The sequence below is a fragment of the Polynucleobacter sphagniphilus genome, from assembly GCF_029892205.1.
Taxonomy (GTDB): Bacteria; Pseudomonadota; Gammaproteobacteria; order Burkholderiales; family Burkholderiaceae; genus Polynucleobacter; species Polynucleobacter sphagniphilus.
This window is the reverse complement of record NZ_JARXVX010000001.1, coordinates 81,629-97,676: the sequence shown is the minus strand read 5'-3', so window position 1 is coordinate 97,676 and position 16,048 is coordinate 81,629. Positions and strand designations below refer to the sequence as shown.

16 protein-coding genes are annotated in these 16,048 nt (G+C 45.6%); 6 read left to right on the top strand and 10 right to left on the bottom strand.

The annotated features are described in order from the left end of the window. The first annotated feature begins 70 nt into the window (after positions 1-70). Both M2125_RS00540 and M2125_RS00535 read left to right on the top strand, forming a co-directional pair. Positions 71-928 carry a decaprenyl-phosphate phosphoribosyltransferase gene (locus M2125_RS00540; RefSeq protein WP_280742326.1) on the top strand — a complete coding sequence of 286 codons (858 nt, stop codon included), beginning with the start codon at positions 71-73 and terminating at the stop codon, positions 926-928. Beyond that, on the top strand, positions 925-1,344 hold the full coding sequence (locus tag M2125_RS00535) for a divergent PAP2 family protein (RefSeq protein WP_280742325.1): 420 nt from the start codon (positions 925-927) through the stop codon (positions 1,342-1,344). The genes M2125_RS00540 and M2125_RS00535 overlap by 4 nt, the downstream gene beginning before the upstream one ends. On the opposite strand, the gene M2125_RS00530 is transcribed toward M2125_RS00535, so the two are convergent. Beyond that, positions 1,341-2,267, bottom strand: a complete 927-nt coding sequence (locus tag M2125_RS00530; RefSeq protein ID WP_280742324.1) for a site-specific integrase — start codon at positions 2,265-2,267, stop codon at positions 1,341-1,343. The two genes, M2125_RS00535 and M2125_RS00530, sit on opposite strands and share 4 nt — an antisense overlap. A gap of 82 nt (positions 2,268-2,349) precedes the next feature. Here M2125_RS00530 and M2125_RS00525 point away from each other — a divergent pair, with 82 nt between their 5' ends. Together M2125_RS00525 and M2125_RS00520 are read left to right on the top strand one after the other, a co-directional pair. Next, entirely contained in the window at positions 2,350-2,547 is a 198-nt protein-coding gene (locus M2125_RS00525; protein WP_280742323.1) for a helix-turn-helix domain-containing protein, read from the top strand. Positions 2,548-2,551: 4 nt separating this feature from the next. Then, positions 2,552-3,406, top strand: a complete 855-nt coding sequence (locus M2125_RS00520) for a hypothetical protein (protein ID WP_280742322.1) — start codon at positions 2,552-2,554, stop codon at positions 3,404-3,406. Positions 3,407-3,560: 154 nt separating this feature from the next. On the opposite strand, the gene M2125_RS00515 is transcribed toward M2125_RS00520, so the two are convergent. The 8 genes from M2125_RS00515 to M2125_RS00480 form a co-directional block, all read right to left on the bottom strand. Next, positions 3,561-4,727 (bottom strand): hypothetical protein, encoded by a 1,167-nt coding sequence (locus M2125_RS00515; protein WP_280742321.1) that lies wholly within the window; start codon positions 4,725-4,727, stop codon positions 3,561-3,563. A 160-nt stretch (positions 4,728-4,887) separates the two neighbouring features. Continuing rightward, positions 4,888-6,231, bottom strand: coding sequence for a hypothetical protein (locus M2125_RS00510; RefSeq protein WP_280742320.1), 1,344 nt, complete (start codon positions 6,229-6,231; stop codon positions 4,888-4,890). A 70-nt stretch (positions 6,232-6,301) separates the two neighbouring features. Then, entirely contained in the window at positions 6,302-7,234 is a 933-nt protein-coding gene (locus M2125_RS00505; RefSeq protein WP_280742319.1) for an FkbM family methyltransferase, read from the bottom strand. Positions 7,235-7,396: 162 nt separating this feature from the next. After that, a complete protein-coding gene (locus M2125_RS00500; RefSeq protein WP_280741359.1) occupies positions 7,397-8,149 on the bottom strand; it encodes a hypothetical protein in 753 nt (250 codons plus the stop codon). A 7-nt stretch (positions 8,150-8,156) separates the two neighbouring features. After that, positions 8,157-9,137: a GDP-L-fucose synthase gene (gene fcl, locus M2125_RS00495; protein ID WP_280741360.1), complete on the bottom strand. Its 981-nt coding sequence runs from the start codon at positions 9,135-9,137 to the stop codon at positions 8,157-8,159. 46 nt (positions 9,138-9,183) lie between these two features. Then, on the bottom strand, positions 9,184-10,314 hold the full coding sequence (gene gmd, locus M2125_RS00490; RefSeq protein ID WP_280742318.1) for a GDP-mannose 4,6-dehydratase: 1,131 nt from the start codon (positions 10,312-10,314) through the stop codon (positions 9,184-9,186). A 9-nt stretch (positions 10,315-10,323) separates the two neighbouring features. Then, positions 10,324-11,280: a GDP-mannose 4,6-dehydratase gene (locus M2125_RS00485; protein ID WP_277540351.1), complete on the bottom strand. Its 957-nt coding sequence runs from the start codon at positions 11,278-11,280 to the stop codon at positions 10,324-10,326. Positions 11,281-11,288: 8 nt separating this feature from the next. Then, positions 11,289-12,752: a mannose-1-phosphate guanylyltransferase/mannose-6-phosphate isomerase gene (locus tag M2125_RS00480; protein ID WP_277540353.1), complete on the bottom strand. Its 1,464-nt coding sequence runs from the start codon at positions 12,750-12,752 to the stop codon at positions 11,289-11,291. A 159-nt stretch (positions 12,753-12,911) separates the two neighbouring features. On the opposite strand from M2125_RS00480, the gene M2125_RS00475 reads away from it, so the two are divergent. Beyond that, positions 12,912-13,847, top strand: coding sequence for a glycosyltransferase family 2 protein (locus tag M2125_RS00475; protein WP_280741364.1), 936 nt, complete (start codon positions 12,912-12,914; stop codon positions 13,845-13,847). A gap of 7 nt (positions 13,848-13,854) precedes the next feature. Here the strand turns inward: M2125_RS00475 and M2125_RS00470 are convergent, their stop codons facing one another. Then, positions 13,855-14,751: an alpha-1,2-fucosyltransferase gene (locus tag M2125_RS00470; RefSeq protein ID WP_277540355.1), complete on the bottom strand. Its 897-nt coding sequence runs from the start codon at positions 14,749-14,751 to the stop codon at positions 13,855-13,857. Between the two features lie 76 nt (positions 14,752-14,827). Here M2125_RS00470 and M2125_RS00465 point away from each other — a divergent pair, with 76 nt between their 5' ends. Further along, on the top strand, positions 14,828-16,039 hold the full coding sequence (locus M2125_RS00465; protein ID WP_280741365.1) for a glycosyltransferase family protein: 1,212 nt from the start codon (positions 14,828-14,830) through the stop codon (positions 16,037-16,039). Positions 16,040-16,048: the final 9 nt, after the last annotated feature.

Below are 16,048 nucleotides of genomic sequence, written 5' to 3'. Positions count from 1 at the left end.
CCACAACATGAATGACTTTAGCTCTTGAGGGCAATATCTTCAGATGAACATTACCAGGACCACTTATAGCATGCAAGATCGCCTCCTTGGGCTTTTAAAGCTAATACGCCCAAAGCAATGGGTTAAAAATGGCTTCGTTTTTGCCCCTTTGGTTTTTTCGGGAGAAATGCTCAATTTTGATGCATTTTCAAATGCTTTATTGGCTGCCTTATTTTTCTGTATTGCTTCTTCCGCAACTTACATCATTAATGATATTAACGATATTGACCTAGATCGTCGTCATCCCAAAAAGTCTAAATCTCGCCCTTTAGCTTCAGGGCTTGTCTCTAAAACTGCTGCATTCGCACTCCTGGCAGTTTTCTATGTAATTTTAATTTTGGGGTATTTCGTAATGCCAAAAGTCATTTTGGTCATTGCGGGCTATTCCGTTCTTAATTTGGTATATACCTGTGTCTTAAAGCATGAGCCAGTTATTGATATTTTTACGATTGCCATAGGTTTTGTTCTGCGTGTGGTGGCGGGCGCAATGGCCTTGAATTTGGATGCCTCAGCTTGGATGTGTGTCACAACTTTATGTTTGGCGCTCTATTTGGCTGCAGTAAAACGACGTCAAGAATTGGCTCAAAATGGCTCTGAGGGTCGTAAGGTCTTGAAGAAATATTCGGTGGAGTTGGTTGATCGTTATGCAGAAATGTCGGCCACGGGGGCTTTGCTTTTTTACAGCATGTTTGTGATGTCCGCTAGACCCGAGCTGGTTATTACTATCCCCCTCGTTTTGTATGGATTATTTCGCTATTGGTATGTGGTCGAAGCCCTTGATGGCGGAGAGTCTCCCACCGATGCTTTGTTGGCTGACTGGCAATTATTAGCAGTAGTTGCCCTTTGGATTGGTGCATGTGTATGGGCGCTTTCAGGCTTGCATTTATGAAATATTTTTCTTATTTACTAACCCCATTTTTGGCTTGGCTAATCGCTGGAATTTTGAAGTTTTTAATTAATAGTCTAAGAGCACGTCGATTTGCTTTTGATTTGATTGGGTATGGAGGGTTGCCAAGTAATCATAGCGCTATTGTTTCTAGCATGGCTACATTAATTGGTTTAAACGAAGGCATTCAGAATCCGGCCTTTGGGGTTGCTGTTGCTCTAGCGTTTATCGTAATCTTGGATGCTAGTAGTTTGCGTAGGCAAGTTGGCAAACATGCGATTGCTATTAATAAGCTCAATAATTTAACCAATCAGAATCCCTCATTTTTGCGTGAACGGATGGGGCACACCCGAGTTGAAATTTTCGCTGGGGTTCTAGTTGGGTATGTAGTTGGATATCTTGTTGGGTCTCTGAGTTAGTTCGGATTTACCCCTTCAAGGTAGCGCATTACAGTATCCGTTTTTGACCAGCGACCTCTATTCATTATTGCCGGTATGCTAGCGCCGGATTTAAGTAAATCTTGAGCGGCCCCAACTCGCATTGAGTGGCCGCTAATGTGATTAATGATTTCCTTGTGAAGTTTTGCATCTTTTGCAAGGCGCTTATAAATTCGATTAATTTGCCCGCAATTTAATTCTGCAGTAATTTGCATTGCATTATTGATTCCCCTAAATAGAAGACCATCATTTAGCTTGGTTTTTTCCAGCCATGACTTAATGGACTCTATTGCTCTTTTGCTCGGAAAAATCCAACGACCCTGTAGCTCTTGGTCAGTTTTGCTTTTACGTAGGCGTATTTTCATTTCACCAGATGCCTCGGATTCATTAAAAGTGATATCTGATATTTTTAATGAAACGAGCTCGCTGCGTCGACACATGCTGTCATAGGCCAATAGCAAAAGTGCGCTGTCTCTAGCCCCTCGTAAATTGTCTTCTGTCGCACTCAACATTTTCTCTAGTATGGGTGCAGTTACTCCATATGCCTGACTGCTAGAGCGTCCAAGTGTGCGATGCATACGCCTCAGTTCAATTTTGACATCGGGGTGCTGAGTTGGGTCTAGCTCTTGATTGAGTCTGTGAATACAAGATATTGCAGCAACTGCAATGCGGATGCTGGAGGATTTCAATCCACTCTTGGTTAGCCTAGCTATATAAATTGCAACTTCTGATGGATTAGCCGGAAGAGGGCTGCAGTGCAGCTCATCGCAGAAATGAATAAATCTCTCAAAATTAACTTTATAGGCCCTTATGGTTGACGGTGCGTATGCACCCTCAATCTTTTCAGCTGTTTTAATAAGGATTTCATGGGCATTCATGGTAACCTTTCTTAATAGCATATTCATGGATATTTGATATTTATAATATCATAATTTAGTTAAATTGATAACTTCAGAGCAAATTAGAGCGGCAAGGCAGTTAATTAGGGTGACGGCCGATGAATTGGCTCGCGAATCGGGAGTGGGGGTTGCAACCATTCGAAGGTTTGAGCTGATGGCTGGGGTTCCATCTGGAAATGCACGCTCAGTAGAGGCAATTCAAGCGGCCCTTGAGTTGCTGGGTGTCGAATTCATTGGCACCCCAGAGGATCGCCCCGGCGTTCGCCTTAATACTGGCTCAAAGTAACCTGATGACTATTCCATCAAAATCAAGACGATCTGGTGGCCCAAAGACTGATCAAGGTAAATTGATCTCCTCCCGTAACTCCCTTAAGACGGGAACTTATTCCAAGTTAGTGGTGTTGCCTGATGAAAATCACGAAGAGTTCGATTCATTGCTCGCGCAATTTAATGCGGACTTCTATCCCAAAGATGCTGTAGAAATTATCTTAATCCGCGAGCTTGCTGTAATCACCTGGAAAAAACTCCGCCTAGAAAAGCTTGAGCAAAACTACCTCGTTAAACAACTGTCTGATCCGGTAACGCTTGAGGAATTTCTATCTTGTGGCAACGGCTATACAAAAGAAACCCATCAGGCTTGGGTTGAGCGCGGGGTCTTGGATGAAGAAAAGCAGCAAAGGTACATCAAGATTTTAGAGTTCATTACACCCTATAAAAGACAGCATGTTTCCGAGGAGGTGTTGGCCCAAATTAAAGCCGCCTTTCCTAAATTTTATAAAATGATGATCGATTTTTATAAGGCCTTTAGCCCTCCCAAGGAGGGTGAACCGACATGTGAAGAGGTCGCTCAGTTTCAGGTTCGCTTTGGAGATGAGGGGCTTAAATTTATAGTGCCCGCCTATTTCGACGTAGTTATTCCAAGCATGAAGTCATCACTTTGGTGCACCACCCATCAAGAAGCGATTCGCCAGAACGTGGCCACAATCAAACAAGAGCGCTTATTAAATCTGATGCAATTGGGAGGAGCGCAACGTGCTGGGGATGATTTAGGCCGAGCCTTTGTGCGCACTCTGGGAGAGTTTCGTAAGCATCACGAATGGCGCCTCAAAAACACTTTGGGTGATGCGTTGCAATTAGAAAGCTAGGGAATGATTACCCTAGTGTTTGAATGGCAAAAGTATTCGGTCATTCTGAATGAGACGTATTAGCAAATAAGAACCAGTTCGTTTTGTAAATGAGGCGAGTTGGTGAGTGGGGATGCTAATACCCCATCTCGCGCATTCAATTGCGCCCCAATCATCACTTAGCACCACCGCTCTTAACGTTAATCCACACTTTTTGCGCCAACAGCACTAAAAGCATCAAGAAAAATGCACCGAACAACCCACCTGCCGTCGCTTTGATCATGCCTTTTTTGGCAGCCGTTGGCGCGGCATTCATTTCAAAGCCCTTTGAAAAACGTATGCTATTTGCCAACAAACTCGATCGCAAGCTATCAACAAATACTAGGGACTTCGTGTCGTTTGAATCAATTGTGGTTCGCAATTGGGACTCTTGTTCCAATAGCTTTTGATTGAGGGCAATGCCGTCAAAGGTACTATTCATTATTGGGGTGATTTGGGTGACCCAGGTTTTTAAGATGGCCATTTGCGCCCTTGCATCCTTTAAGCGCTCTATCGACTCTTTAGTAGCATTGATGTCGGTATTGACTGCAATGATCTGGGTGCTGATGGGCATATACTTAGCACCAGAGTCTTTGGGGTCGACCCCTTGGCTGACCGATTTTTGCTCGCCCGGGAAGCGCTTAGCCAAGAGCTCTAGACTTTTGAGTCGCTCCTGCTGATACTCCAACTCCACTTGAGCGGCATTCATTTTTCTTGCAATATCCGCATCACTACTAATGACTTGGGATTCTTGCCCGCTAAATTGGAGTTTGAGCGCTAAGTATGAAGCACCTTGCAATAAAAAGTCTTTGGCACCGCGAACGTTATCGATCGCCTTATCCCGCGAGGATCCAGTTGCTGTCATTTTTAAGCTTACAATCGAGGTGCCCGCTGTCTCTAGGCCCGCAGTAGAGGCTAAATCTTTGATATCTGCTTTACTCATGCCATAGGTTGGTACGACATTTTTTACCCACCATTCTGAATTACTTAGGGTGCGATACAGTGATTCTTGACCTTGTGGAACCTTTGATTCATCAATCAATTGATCGGCTAGGTTTGGAAGGCTCTTTTGCAAAGACCTTAACCCGACTATATCGGTGCCCCCATTGTTATTGAGCACTAACTCAGCCTGATAACTGCCCAGGAAAAACCACCCTGCCAAACCCAAAACAGCGCCCAGTATGCTAGCGATTACTAACTTTTTCCAAGTCGACTGCAAAAAATTAACAATATCGAGCAGGGAGATCTCAGCATCTTGATCGTTGCGTTCAGACTCTGGTTGCAAGGCATGATTGATGCTCATGGGTTTAGATACTCTCTTTTAATGTGAATGCGCACTAATATCGTTTTGAATTTTATAACAAAACGACCGATCCCTTGGCTTTGCAAAAATTGACATGCGATTACGGCGATTGGGGGGCATCGCGCATAGGAGGCTTGGCGCATGGAGCTGTCGCAAACAGTTACTGTTGACCGGGAGTGGGCTTGGGTGTAGGTGGAAGTTTGGGTTTTGTATTGGGCGTGCTCAGACCTAAGGCTGCCACCCATACGATCATGAAAATCATGCTATTTAGGACCACTTCGGTTGAAACCTCTTTGGTTAACATCACTGCTGCTGCAATGAAGAGCCCCCAGCGCCCCAAGGTATTCCAGGGGGGATTGAGCGCTTTTGCCTCCTGCCAGGTTAGGGCAATAGCAAGCCAGATCATGATTAAGGCCGGGAGACCATAGCTCAGGGCAAAATCGAGCCAGGCGCTGTGGGTCCAACTGATTTGGGCGTTTGGCCATATTTGCTTACCCAAACCCCCAAAGGATAGACTTAGTAAACCATAACCCAAGGGGTTTTGCATTAATAGACGAGTGCCCACGATAGCCCAGCTTATACGCATGTAGTTTGAATCACTGGCAGGAATACCCAACTCATTGATTGGTAACACACGGGTTTGCCATGCATCGTATTTGTCGACTTGGACAGCCATCTTGGCATCGGCCCAAAATTGATGCCATAGCGGGCTTTGGTAAGTGACTTTTTGCACAAGCCACACGCTTGCCGATACCATCAAAGCCAAGGCGAGCATGGTCAGAATTGGCCTTCTGACATCAATCATATTGCGCGCAACTACCAGTGCAAACACGCCCAATAGCGCTATTGCATAGACTGCCCCCAATCGATCGCCTTCTAATTCGAAGAGCGTTAAGGTGAGAGGCACGCTCAGTAGGTAGAAAATGGCTGATTGCCAATGAAGGGTTTTTCTTTTTAAATCGTTGGCGATACATCCCAGACCTACAGCCATAGCTGGCAAACAGAAGAACACATATCTTGCCCGCGCAATCCCAAAGGGGCTGCCCATGTGATCGGGATTGAGAATCAGATAAGGTGAGAGCGTGAGCCCATAGTGCAAGGCAACAATCCCCAAGATGTATTTACCAAAGTAAATCAGGCTAGGAAGCAGTAAACCCCAATAAATGATGGCCCAAGAGGTTTTTGCTGTTTTAGGATTGGTATTTTGGCCAATTACCAAACCGAGCCCCAATGCAAACACACAGCCAATGGCAATCTTTTTCCAAATCGTGGTGTATTCCAGATACTGGCGATCAAAGTCCTGACCAATAAATAAGAGGTGGATAGTGACCCAGACTAGTAACAGAACGATGAGCCAAATGGGCGCTGCCGCCCTTTGAAACAGTAAGCGCCAGTGTTTTGCAATGATGGGAAAGCTGAGCAATGCACCCCCCACGAGGCAGCTATTGCGGACAAACACGGTATGGGGCAAGAGCCAGACACCATACAAGATTGCAAAAAGCATGCACAAGGTCAAAACCAGGACCTGGGGGATTGGGGAAATTTTTTGGTTGGGATGCACTTTTACCTTCTGATTATCCAGAAATGATCATGACTAAATCTCCAGCACCATCAGCACTCTGAGCAGCAGCACCGTTATAAGGAATCAGTGTATGGGATGTTCCAGGGCCGCATTGCGGGGCCACTTTTTTTAGTAAGCGACGAAACAGATTATATTGATGACGTTTTTCTATCAATTTGAAACCGGTGGCTCTGCCATTTTGCCCAGCTAGTAGCGCCGCAAAATCAAACTGAGGGTCCCAGCACTCAAAAATAATCATGGCGCGCATACCGACAGGCAAGGGCAGCATGCCCGAGAGCACGGTTGACTCATATCCTTCGACGTCAATCTTAATGACCCCAGAGAGGAGATTGCGGGTTTTTAAGCTGGAGAATAGCTTTTGCATTTGCTCTTTGGCATCCTCAATACGAATTTGTTGAGAGCGGTAATTTTGGGCCTGAACACTTAAATAGCCATCTTTTTTTGCCAAAAGCTCCTGAGACAGGCCATTATCTTGATCCGGAACAAAGGCGCCGCCTAGATTACCGCGCGGTACCATCAGATCTGTGTCATGCGATCCCTGGCCCAACCCGAATTCATGAAGGTAATAGGGATGATTGCCGAGCGCCCGATGAAGATTTAATTTGAGGATGCTGATGCATTCTGGATTGGGCTCATATAAATGCACTTCCTTAAAGCACAACCCACTTTGCACAGAGGTCATGCCAATATTGGCACCAATATCAATTAAAAAGTCTTGATAGCCGTCATTGGCAGCAAACTCGATGAGTTTTTTGACATGGGGCTCATAAACACCTGTTGTCAAAGGCTCAATTGGCAAGCGATCGCCAGCCAAAAAAAATAAGTTTGGGGCTGCTTGGGTTAAATTTTTGTATGCCACCCTCTTTTGCTCCCGAGCGAATTTCTCTTTACCCGTTTGCAGGTACTCAAAACCACTCCACTGCATTACAACCCCCTTTATTTAGCCCAAGCATTGGCAAGATCCATTGATGGTCCTGCTTGTAGCGCTTTGTTTACGCAGTTTACTCTTTGAACAATACGAATAGCCTACAAACAATTTTTGGCAAACACGCTGGATAGGTAATAAGAATTAGAAATCTTTACTGACCTATTTATTGCGAGAGCGCTTTAATCGGCGACTATTGCGCTTTTCATAGAAGCGGGCAAGTCGTCTTCTAAAAATGTGATTCCCGCCCACCTGAACATAGCGATGCATCTCATGATGAAAAACGGTATTTTGACCATAACCATAATAAATAGTCGAAGGCTTGTTTAGAGCTGCAGCCAAAGTGGCCCCACCCGAGGCCAAGGTGATAAATGAAGTGGCGGCGTTGATTAAATGCGCATATTCCAATAGCGATTTAGTAAAAATCATTTTGCGCTTTGGTAATAACCAACGGGTAAGCCTATCTGGGTTCACGATCACGTGATTAGGATATTGGCGGTATATCCCGATCTTATCGAGCCAAGAAAAAGCACCCACAAAGGAAACGTAATTGAGATCAATGTAATTGTCTTCAAGAGCCGGATTTACTTCTAGTTTGGGATAAACCTCCACCGGGATTTCTTGATCGGCAGTGATACCAAATTTTTCAAAAATGAGATTAACGATTTTGCTCTGCTTGCTTGCAGGATTGTCTTGCAAGGGTGTGGGCGGCTGATCACTTATCCCATCTAAATGGGGGTTGTTTTTCCAAATCAGATCAAATATTTGGGGATTACGAAAATTGCTTTGATCAGAGAGATAGACTTTTTCTGCCAAGCCCTGCTCTTTGAGCATCCTTGGTAGGGCGCTATAAAACAAATGATCCCCAAGGCCGCCATACTCTAGCTTAAATACAATTTCTTTATTTAGCGCCATCGTTTAATCAAGCAGCTTTTAGATTGGTCAACATATCGGCATAAGCTAGTTTCAACCCATCATCCAAGGAGACCTCTGCATGCCACCCCAACCTATTTAACCTTCCCGAGTCCATCCACTTTCTAGGAGAGCCATCGGGTTTGGAGGGATCAAAACTAATGCTGCCTTGATATCCAGTTGCCTTTGCTACGGCGCTTGCTAGCTCAGCTATAGTGACATCCGATCCATAGCCCACATTGATATGACTTTGCATAGGTTCTGTTTGGCTGTCATAGGTGGCTTTATCTAGCTGCATCACGAAGACTGATGCGGTAGCCATATCGTCAACATACAAAAACTCACGTCTTGGAGTTCCCGTTCCCCAGATCACCACTTCAGGGGCATTGGCTACTTTAGCTTCGTGGAACCTTCTAATGAGGGCTGGGATGACATGGCTATTTTCTGGATGGTAGTTATCACCTGGGCCATACAAGTTAGTAGGCATCACGGAGCGATAGTCCACCCCATGAGAGATACCATACTGACGGTTATAGCTCTCGCACATCTTGATACCGGCAATCTTGGCAATAGCATACGGCTCATTGGTGGGCTCTAACTTGCCAGTGAGTAGCGCATCTTCAGACATTGGCTGAGGGGCAAGTTTGGGATAGATGCAGCTTGAACCTAAAAAGAGAAGTTTTTTCACGCCATGCACAAAGGCTTGATGAATGACATTGTTTTGCACCATCAAGTTCTCGTAAATAAATTGGCCAGGGTAGGTATTGTTGGCATGAATGCCACCCACCTTAGCAGCAGCCAAATAGACTTGATCAGGTTTTTCTGTTTTAAAGAAGTTTTCGACAGCAGCTTGATTAGTTAAATCGAGCTGGGCATGGGTTTTACCGATGATGTTAGTAAAACCTTGAGCTTGTAGGCTACGAACAATGGCTGAGCCCACCATACCGCGATGGCCAGCAACATAAATCTTTTGATTGAGATCGTTACTCACGTGTTGGATGATTTTCGTGTTTTGCGTGACTTGTTAAATTAGTCAATTAGTTCTCTTTACCTACTGCCACACTATGGCCATGCTTTAACAACAAAGCATGTTGCTTAGCCTGGTCTAAGTCGTTTGCTACCATCTCGATGATCATTTCATCCAGAGTAATCTCGGGAACCCAACCGAGTTTTTCTTTGGCTTTGCCTGGATCTCCCAAGAGGGTTTCGACTTCTGTAGGGCGGTAGTAGCGCGGATCAATTTGTACGATCACATCACCCACCTTTAACGCTGGAGCTTTATCGCCCTCAATAGAGGCAACGACTGCCTTCTCGTTTTCAGCAGTTCCCTCAAATTTGAGAGTGATGCCTAACTGTTTGGCGCTGCGGATGATAAATTCTCGTACGGTGAACTGCACACCGGTCGCGATAACAAAATCTTCTGGCTTATCTTGCTGCAGCATAAGCCACTGCATACGCACATAGTCTTTGGCATGACCCCAGTCACGTAGGGCATCAATATTACCCATGAAGAGGCACTTCTCTAGACCTTGAGCGATATTGGCCAGACCTCTGGTCACTTTACGGGTGACAAAAGTTTCACCACGGCGTTTGGATTCATGGTTAAAGAGGATGCCGTTACACGCATAAATGCCATATGCTTCGCGGTAGTTCACAGTAATCCAGTAGGCATACATCTTGGCTACGGCATAAGGACTACGTGGATAGAAAGGGGTAGTTTCTTTTTGAGGGATTTCTTGAACCAAACCGTAGAGCTCAGAAGTGGAGGCTTGGTAAAAACGGGTTTTCTTCTCAAGACCTAGAATACGAATGGCTTCAAGCATTCGTAGAGGGCCAATGGCATCCACATCTGCGGTGTACTCAGGAGACTCAAAAGAGACGGCGACGTGAGACTGCGCACCTAAGTTATAAATCTCATCAGGCTGAGTTTGCTGGATGATGCGTACCAAGTTACTGGTGTCAGTTAAATCACCATAGTGAAGAATCAGGTCTGGATGATTGATGTGGGGATCTTGATAGATGTGATCAATCCGTTCAGTATTAAAAGAAGAAGCGCGGCGCTTAATGCCGTGAACGATGTAGCCTTTTTCTAATAAGAACTCAGCTAGGTAAGAGCCATCTTGGCCAGTGATGCCGGTGATGAGGGCGACTTTTTTAGAGTTTTTCATTATTAGTATTTATGTTAATGATTGATACATTTTTTTGACGATATCGACTCCACGAGTGGAGGCTTTCCAGCCCAATTCTTTTTCAGCTTTACTGGGATTAGCGCAGCCAATTGCCAAGTCTGTAGGCCGAAATAAATTGGGGTCTTGAATGACGTGATCCTTCCAGTTCAGATTAGCTTGCTTAAATGCGGTATCCACAAAATCTTGTAAAGAGATAGTGTTACCTGCAGCAATCACAAAATCTTGCGGACTATTCTGCTGAAGCATGAGCCACATCGCCTCGACATACTCAGGAGCCCAGCCCCAGTCCCGCGAAATATCTAATCTTCCTAGTTTTAACTTCTCATTACTGCCGGATGCAATCCTTTTGACAGCATGAATGATTTTTTGTGTCACAAAACGCTCTGGACGCAAAGGCGATTCGTGATTAAACAAAATACCGGTGCATGCGAATAAGCTGTAGGCATCGCGGTAATTATTTACCAACCAATAGGCCGAAGATTTAGCAACAGCATAAGGACTCATTGGATGAAAGGGTGTGCTCTCATTTGCAGGTTCACCATGAGTATCCCCAAAGCATTCGCTCGAGCCGGCCTGGTATAGACGGATTGGTTTGTCCATCATGCGCAATCCCTCGAGTATGTTGAGCGTTCCCAAGCTAATGCTTTGCATGGTTTCTGCTGGTTGCTCAAATGACAATCCTACCGAGGATTGCCCAGCTAAGTAATAGATTTCATCTGGATTGCTTTTTCGTAGGGCCACCAAAACACTGCGAAAATCTTCGGGTGCCATTGAAATACACTGCACTTGATCGCTAATGCCCAATTTTTTAAGATTACCAAAGGAGCTACCTTGTGCATCGCGCGAGGTGCCAAACACTGAGTAGCCTTTATTCAGTAAAAATTGAGCAAGATAAGCACCATCTTGACCGCTGATTCCGCAAATGAGTGCTGTACGTTTGTTCATAGATATTGTTAACTACGCCCATACGTGTCTTTAAACCGCACAATATCGTCTTCACCCAAGTAGCTGCCCGATTGGACTTCAATAATCTCTAAAGGAGTTTTACCTGGATTAGCCAAGCGATGGATCTGGCCTTGCGGAATATAAGTACTTTGATTCTCGTTGAGCATAATCACTTGATCGCCGTTGGTAATCTCTGCAGTTCCTTTGACCACAATCCAATGTTCGGCTCTATGGTGATGCATTTGAAGTGAGAGGCTGGCTCCTGGTTTGACTTGGATGCGCTTGACCTTAAAACGATCTCCTTCATCGACGCTGTCATACCAACCCCATGGTCTAGATACTTTGCGATGTAAGTTCTTTTCTTCGCGCTGTTGAGACTCTAATTGATTGACGATGTGCTTCACATCTTGACTGTTTTTGCGATCAGCTACTAAAACGGCATCAGCCGTTTCCACAATGATGAGATTCTCCACCCCTACTGCGCTCACTAAACGGGTGCTGGCATGAACTAATGAGTTCTTAGAATTAGTGATGAGGGTATCGCCACTGGTGACATTACCTTGTTCATCTTGTTTGCCGACTTGCCAAACTGCATCCCAGGCACCGAGATCATTCCAACCCGCATCAAGTTCAACCATCTTGATGGGGTATTGTGAGCCTGGGCACTTTTCAATCACGGCATAGTCAATCGACTCACTGGGAATCGTGTTGAAAATGGTTTTGTCAGGACGCACAAAAGTCGCTTGATCTGTAGTTCTTTCAACCCAAGCCGTTTCAGTAGCGCCAAAAATATCAGGGCGGAATTCTTTTAGGGCGGAGAGCCAAACACTAGCCTTAAGGACAAACATACCACCGTTCCAAAAGTAACCACCTTCTTCTAGGTATTGCTTGGCAGTGGCTTCATTGGGTTTTTCGACAAAGTGCTCAACGGTATAAGCATTATTAACAGCATCACCTTTTACCTTGATGTAGCCATACCCTGTTTGCGGGGAAGTAGGTGTGATACCTAAAATCGCAATCGCGCCTTTTTTGGCAATCGCAATAGCGCTTTGTAAAGCCTTGGTAAAAGCAGCAGGATTGGTAATTGTTTGATCTGCTGGGGTTACTACCAAAATGGGATCTTCTTGACTCTCGCCGCTGTCTTGCGCATAGAGCGCCGCTAAAGTGAGTGCAGGAGCAGTATTTTTGCCAGTGGGCTCTAACAATAGGGTAGCTTGAACGTCTTTTAATTCACGTAATTGATCTAAGGCTAAAAAGCGGTGCTCTTCATTGGTCACTATTAGTGTTTTGCCAAATGTAATTTCTTTACCGCCAACAGAATGAATACGGTCAATCGCTTGTTGAAACAAGCTTTGATTTGAACCATCTCCTGACAGCACTAAGAACTGCTTAGGAAATCCTGAGCGGGATAAAGGCCAAAGACGGGTACCGGAGCCGCCGCAGAGGATGACAGGATGAATGAGGCTATTCAAAGGAGGGCTTTTAAAAAGATTAATAATGATGATGAATTTTAAGCCTTTTCAAGAACTTCCCTGCTATTGTGCTCTTTATCGCTTGCCTATCAGTCCGGCGCTTTCCCTTACGAGACCTACCTATAATTTAGTCATCATTTCTGAGTAAATCTGCCCATTTTGACTTCAACCCCTCAATCCCCACCCGTAGTAAGCGTTTTAATGCCTGCTTTTAATGCGGCGCGGTTTATTGGGGAGTCTATCAAGAGCGTCTTGGCGCAAACCTACCCCCATTTTGAGCTTCTCATACTCGATGACGGTTCTACCGATCAAACGCATGCCATTGCTACTGCCTTTACTGATTCACGTATACGCATTCTGCGTCATGAACAAAACCAAGGATTGGTGGTAACGCGCAATGCACTGGTTAATGCAGCTACCGGAAAATACATTGCCTTTTTGGATGCAGACGACATCGCAGCGCCAACACGACTTGCAGAGCAAGTAGCGCTCCTTGAGGGTGGTTCGACTGATGTGTGCGGCACCGACCACTTTACCCTGTACCAAGCTACTGGCAGGCGCAAAAAATCTAAACAAGTGCATCGTGATGCAGATATCCGCGCCATGATGGTGGTGGCATGCCCACTATGCAATCCCTCGGTGATGGGCAAAGCAGCGGTTTTCAAATCCCACCCTTATCAATCCAGCTTGGATGTGGCAGAAGACTACGCGCTCTGGCAAACCCTCAGCTTAGCTGGCTACCGCTTTGCCAACCTCAAGCAAAACTTACTGACTTACCGTGTTCATGACGGTCAAATTAGCCAAGAAAAATTAGCGCAAACCCAAGCAGCCAACATTCATAGTCAAGAACGGTATTTACTGGGATTGGAAATTCCCCCTCACATGCGCCCGCGCCCATTGGCCTGGACTGACAGATTGCGAACGGGCCCCGCCTTTTTATGGCAACTGAATAAACGTATTAAAAGGGTTTCAGTGAAAGCCAACTATCAAATTTATGCCCGCTTTCAGAAACGCGGCAATCGAATCTGGACCATCTTCACTCGCCTAGAGCGATTGCTGGTTGCCCTAGTGGCAAGCCTACGCGGTCATCTTTAAAACGGCTTCACCCCCCAGACAGGCGCCGCCATTTGGCTGGCAATAAGTCACCGAGTGGCAAACTGCTATCCGCAATCCAGCGCGGTGGACAAAATACCAATTGCCCCGCACGATCACCCAGCCAAGCACCCCACCAACTCAGTGAGCTATTAGCAATAATGTGATGTTCACAGGAGCGCATTAGTTCCAGCTCTTGCACGACCGCCTCTTCATCAGGCAAATTTTCTATAAAGGTAAGCCGCTCGGGCATGGGCAAATTGCCTTTCGCCCAAGCAATATCATCCGAGAATACAAAAAAATGTGCGTCTGGCTTTTCTTGAAGCAATAGCGCCATTGCTTTGCGGTAATAAGACAAATCGAGCGCCCCATGTACTTGAGCAGCGGCTGGTAAATGCACATAATCACCCCGACGAATGTGAACCATCGTGGCATTTGGGGTGCTAGCAATCAGCTCTCGATAGCGCTGGTAATGTGAATCCAATGGCTCCTGAGGGATGATTTCTACTAACAATACCTCTCGAATAGACTCAAAATAACGAAATGATTGCCAATAGCCCATCAGATACAAATCTTGTTTGGCATAGTTGCGAATACGATCCAAGCCCTGCTGGAAAATATAGCCCCGGCGCTCTTTGAGTACATAGGGATTGAGCGGCAAGCATTTTTGCAATATGCGCGCAAGCCGTTTCGGGGTGGCAAGCACACGGGGGTAAGTCTGAATTTGCCCCCGAATGCATAGTTTTCCAAGGAGCAGTGATCGAGGTGTCACTCCCTCTTCTTGCGGCCCATACCAACGGTCATCCAAAATCAGGCTCTCACCGCCCGCTTGCGAAAGAGCCCTTCCAGCGGCATATTGAAACAGTTGATTGCCAAGACCGCCTTGGATCTGAGTGATGATAGTCATCTGCCTATAATAAAACTAAAGGCTCTCACTAAGACCATCTCAGCCAGTAGCCTCGTTTTTAATAAGATCGCACCCCATGAGTAAATTGATAGACACCCTCAAACACAAGAAGAAGAAAGCGACTCTCTCTTATGAAAAATGGGCATTTCACTTTCAATTACACCGCCAAACCCAGTTGCAACGCTCAAGCATTCTGATCAGTGCCGAGCAGGCCCTGCAAGAAAAGAGTTATTTTGAATCGGATGCGCTTTGCCAAAACTCACCCGACGCTACAGTAAGACAAGGTCATCAACTTCGACAATCCGTTTGCGCGGCCTTTTTGAATCAATATCAACACTGTGGCGAGCGCATTCTGATCCACGTGCCTTCTGCAGAGTCCTCCCCTGCTGGCTATTCTTTATTTACGAATCTTGCCGAATGCCTCAATTTCATGGGAGTGCCTACTGTCATATTGGGCTGGGGAGATGATTCCAAGAGTCTACTCAATGCATTTAAACCAACCGTATTGCTTACCAGTGAACACGATAGCTACCTCAATCAAATTGATTGGGATAGTGTCCAGCAATACAAAGAAAATCAGGTTCTCAAGGTCGGCATCACCGCACCCTTATTGGAAAATGATGTCGCGCCAAACACCCCAAAAGTACAGTGGGCCAAAGAAAACCACATTGATTTTTTCTATAGCTTCCGAGATTCCCAATACCTCACTACCCAAGCGGTATACCAAGAGCTCATCGACCAGGGCTTTCCGCTCCTATGTCTGCCCTGGGGGGCCAATATCTTGCGCTATTACCCCGTTGGGGGACTGGAGAGGGATCTAAATTACGTCTTGATTGCCTCGCGCAAACGGGAACACATTTTGTATCTCCGCGAGATTTCTAAAAGGTATGCCGGATTTATTGATGGGCCAGGATGGAGCCACATTAAAGACTTTCGCTTTAATCGCGATCGAGATCGCTTCATTTATTCCCGCGCTAAGGTCGGTCTGAATGTGCATTTACCAGAACAATTACATGTGGTGTATGAACTCAATGAGCGTACCTATCAACTGGCAGCCTGTGGCGTGCCTCAGCTCATTGATCACCCTCAATTGCTAGATAAAACATTTAGCAAAACTGCGGTATTTGTGGCGGACAGCCCAGCGCAATATACCGAGCTATTTGAGGAATTAATGCACAATCCCCAGCTTGGTGAAAAGGCGGCTCTGATAGCTCAGCAAGAGGTTTTTGCCAAGCACACTACCTTTCATCGCGCCCAGACCTTCTTAAACGAGCTAAACACCCTTTAGAAACTAAAA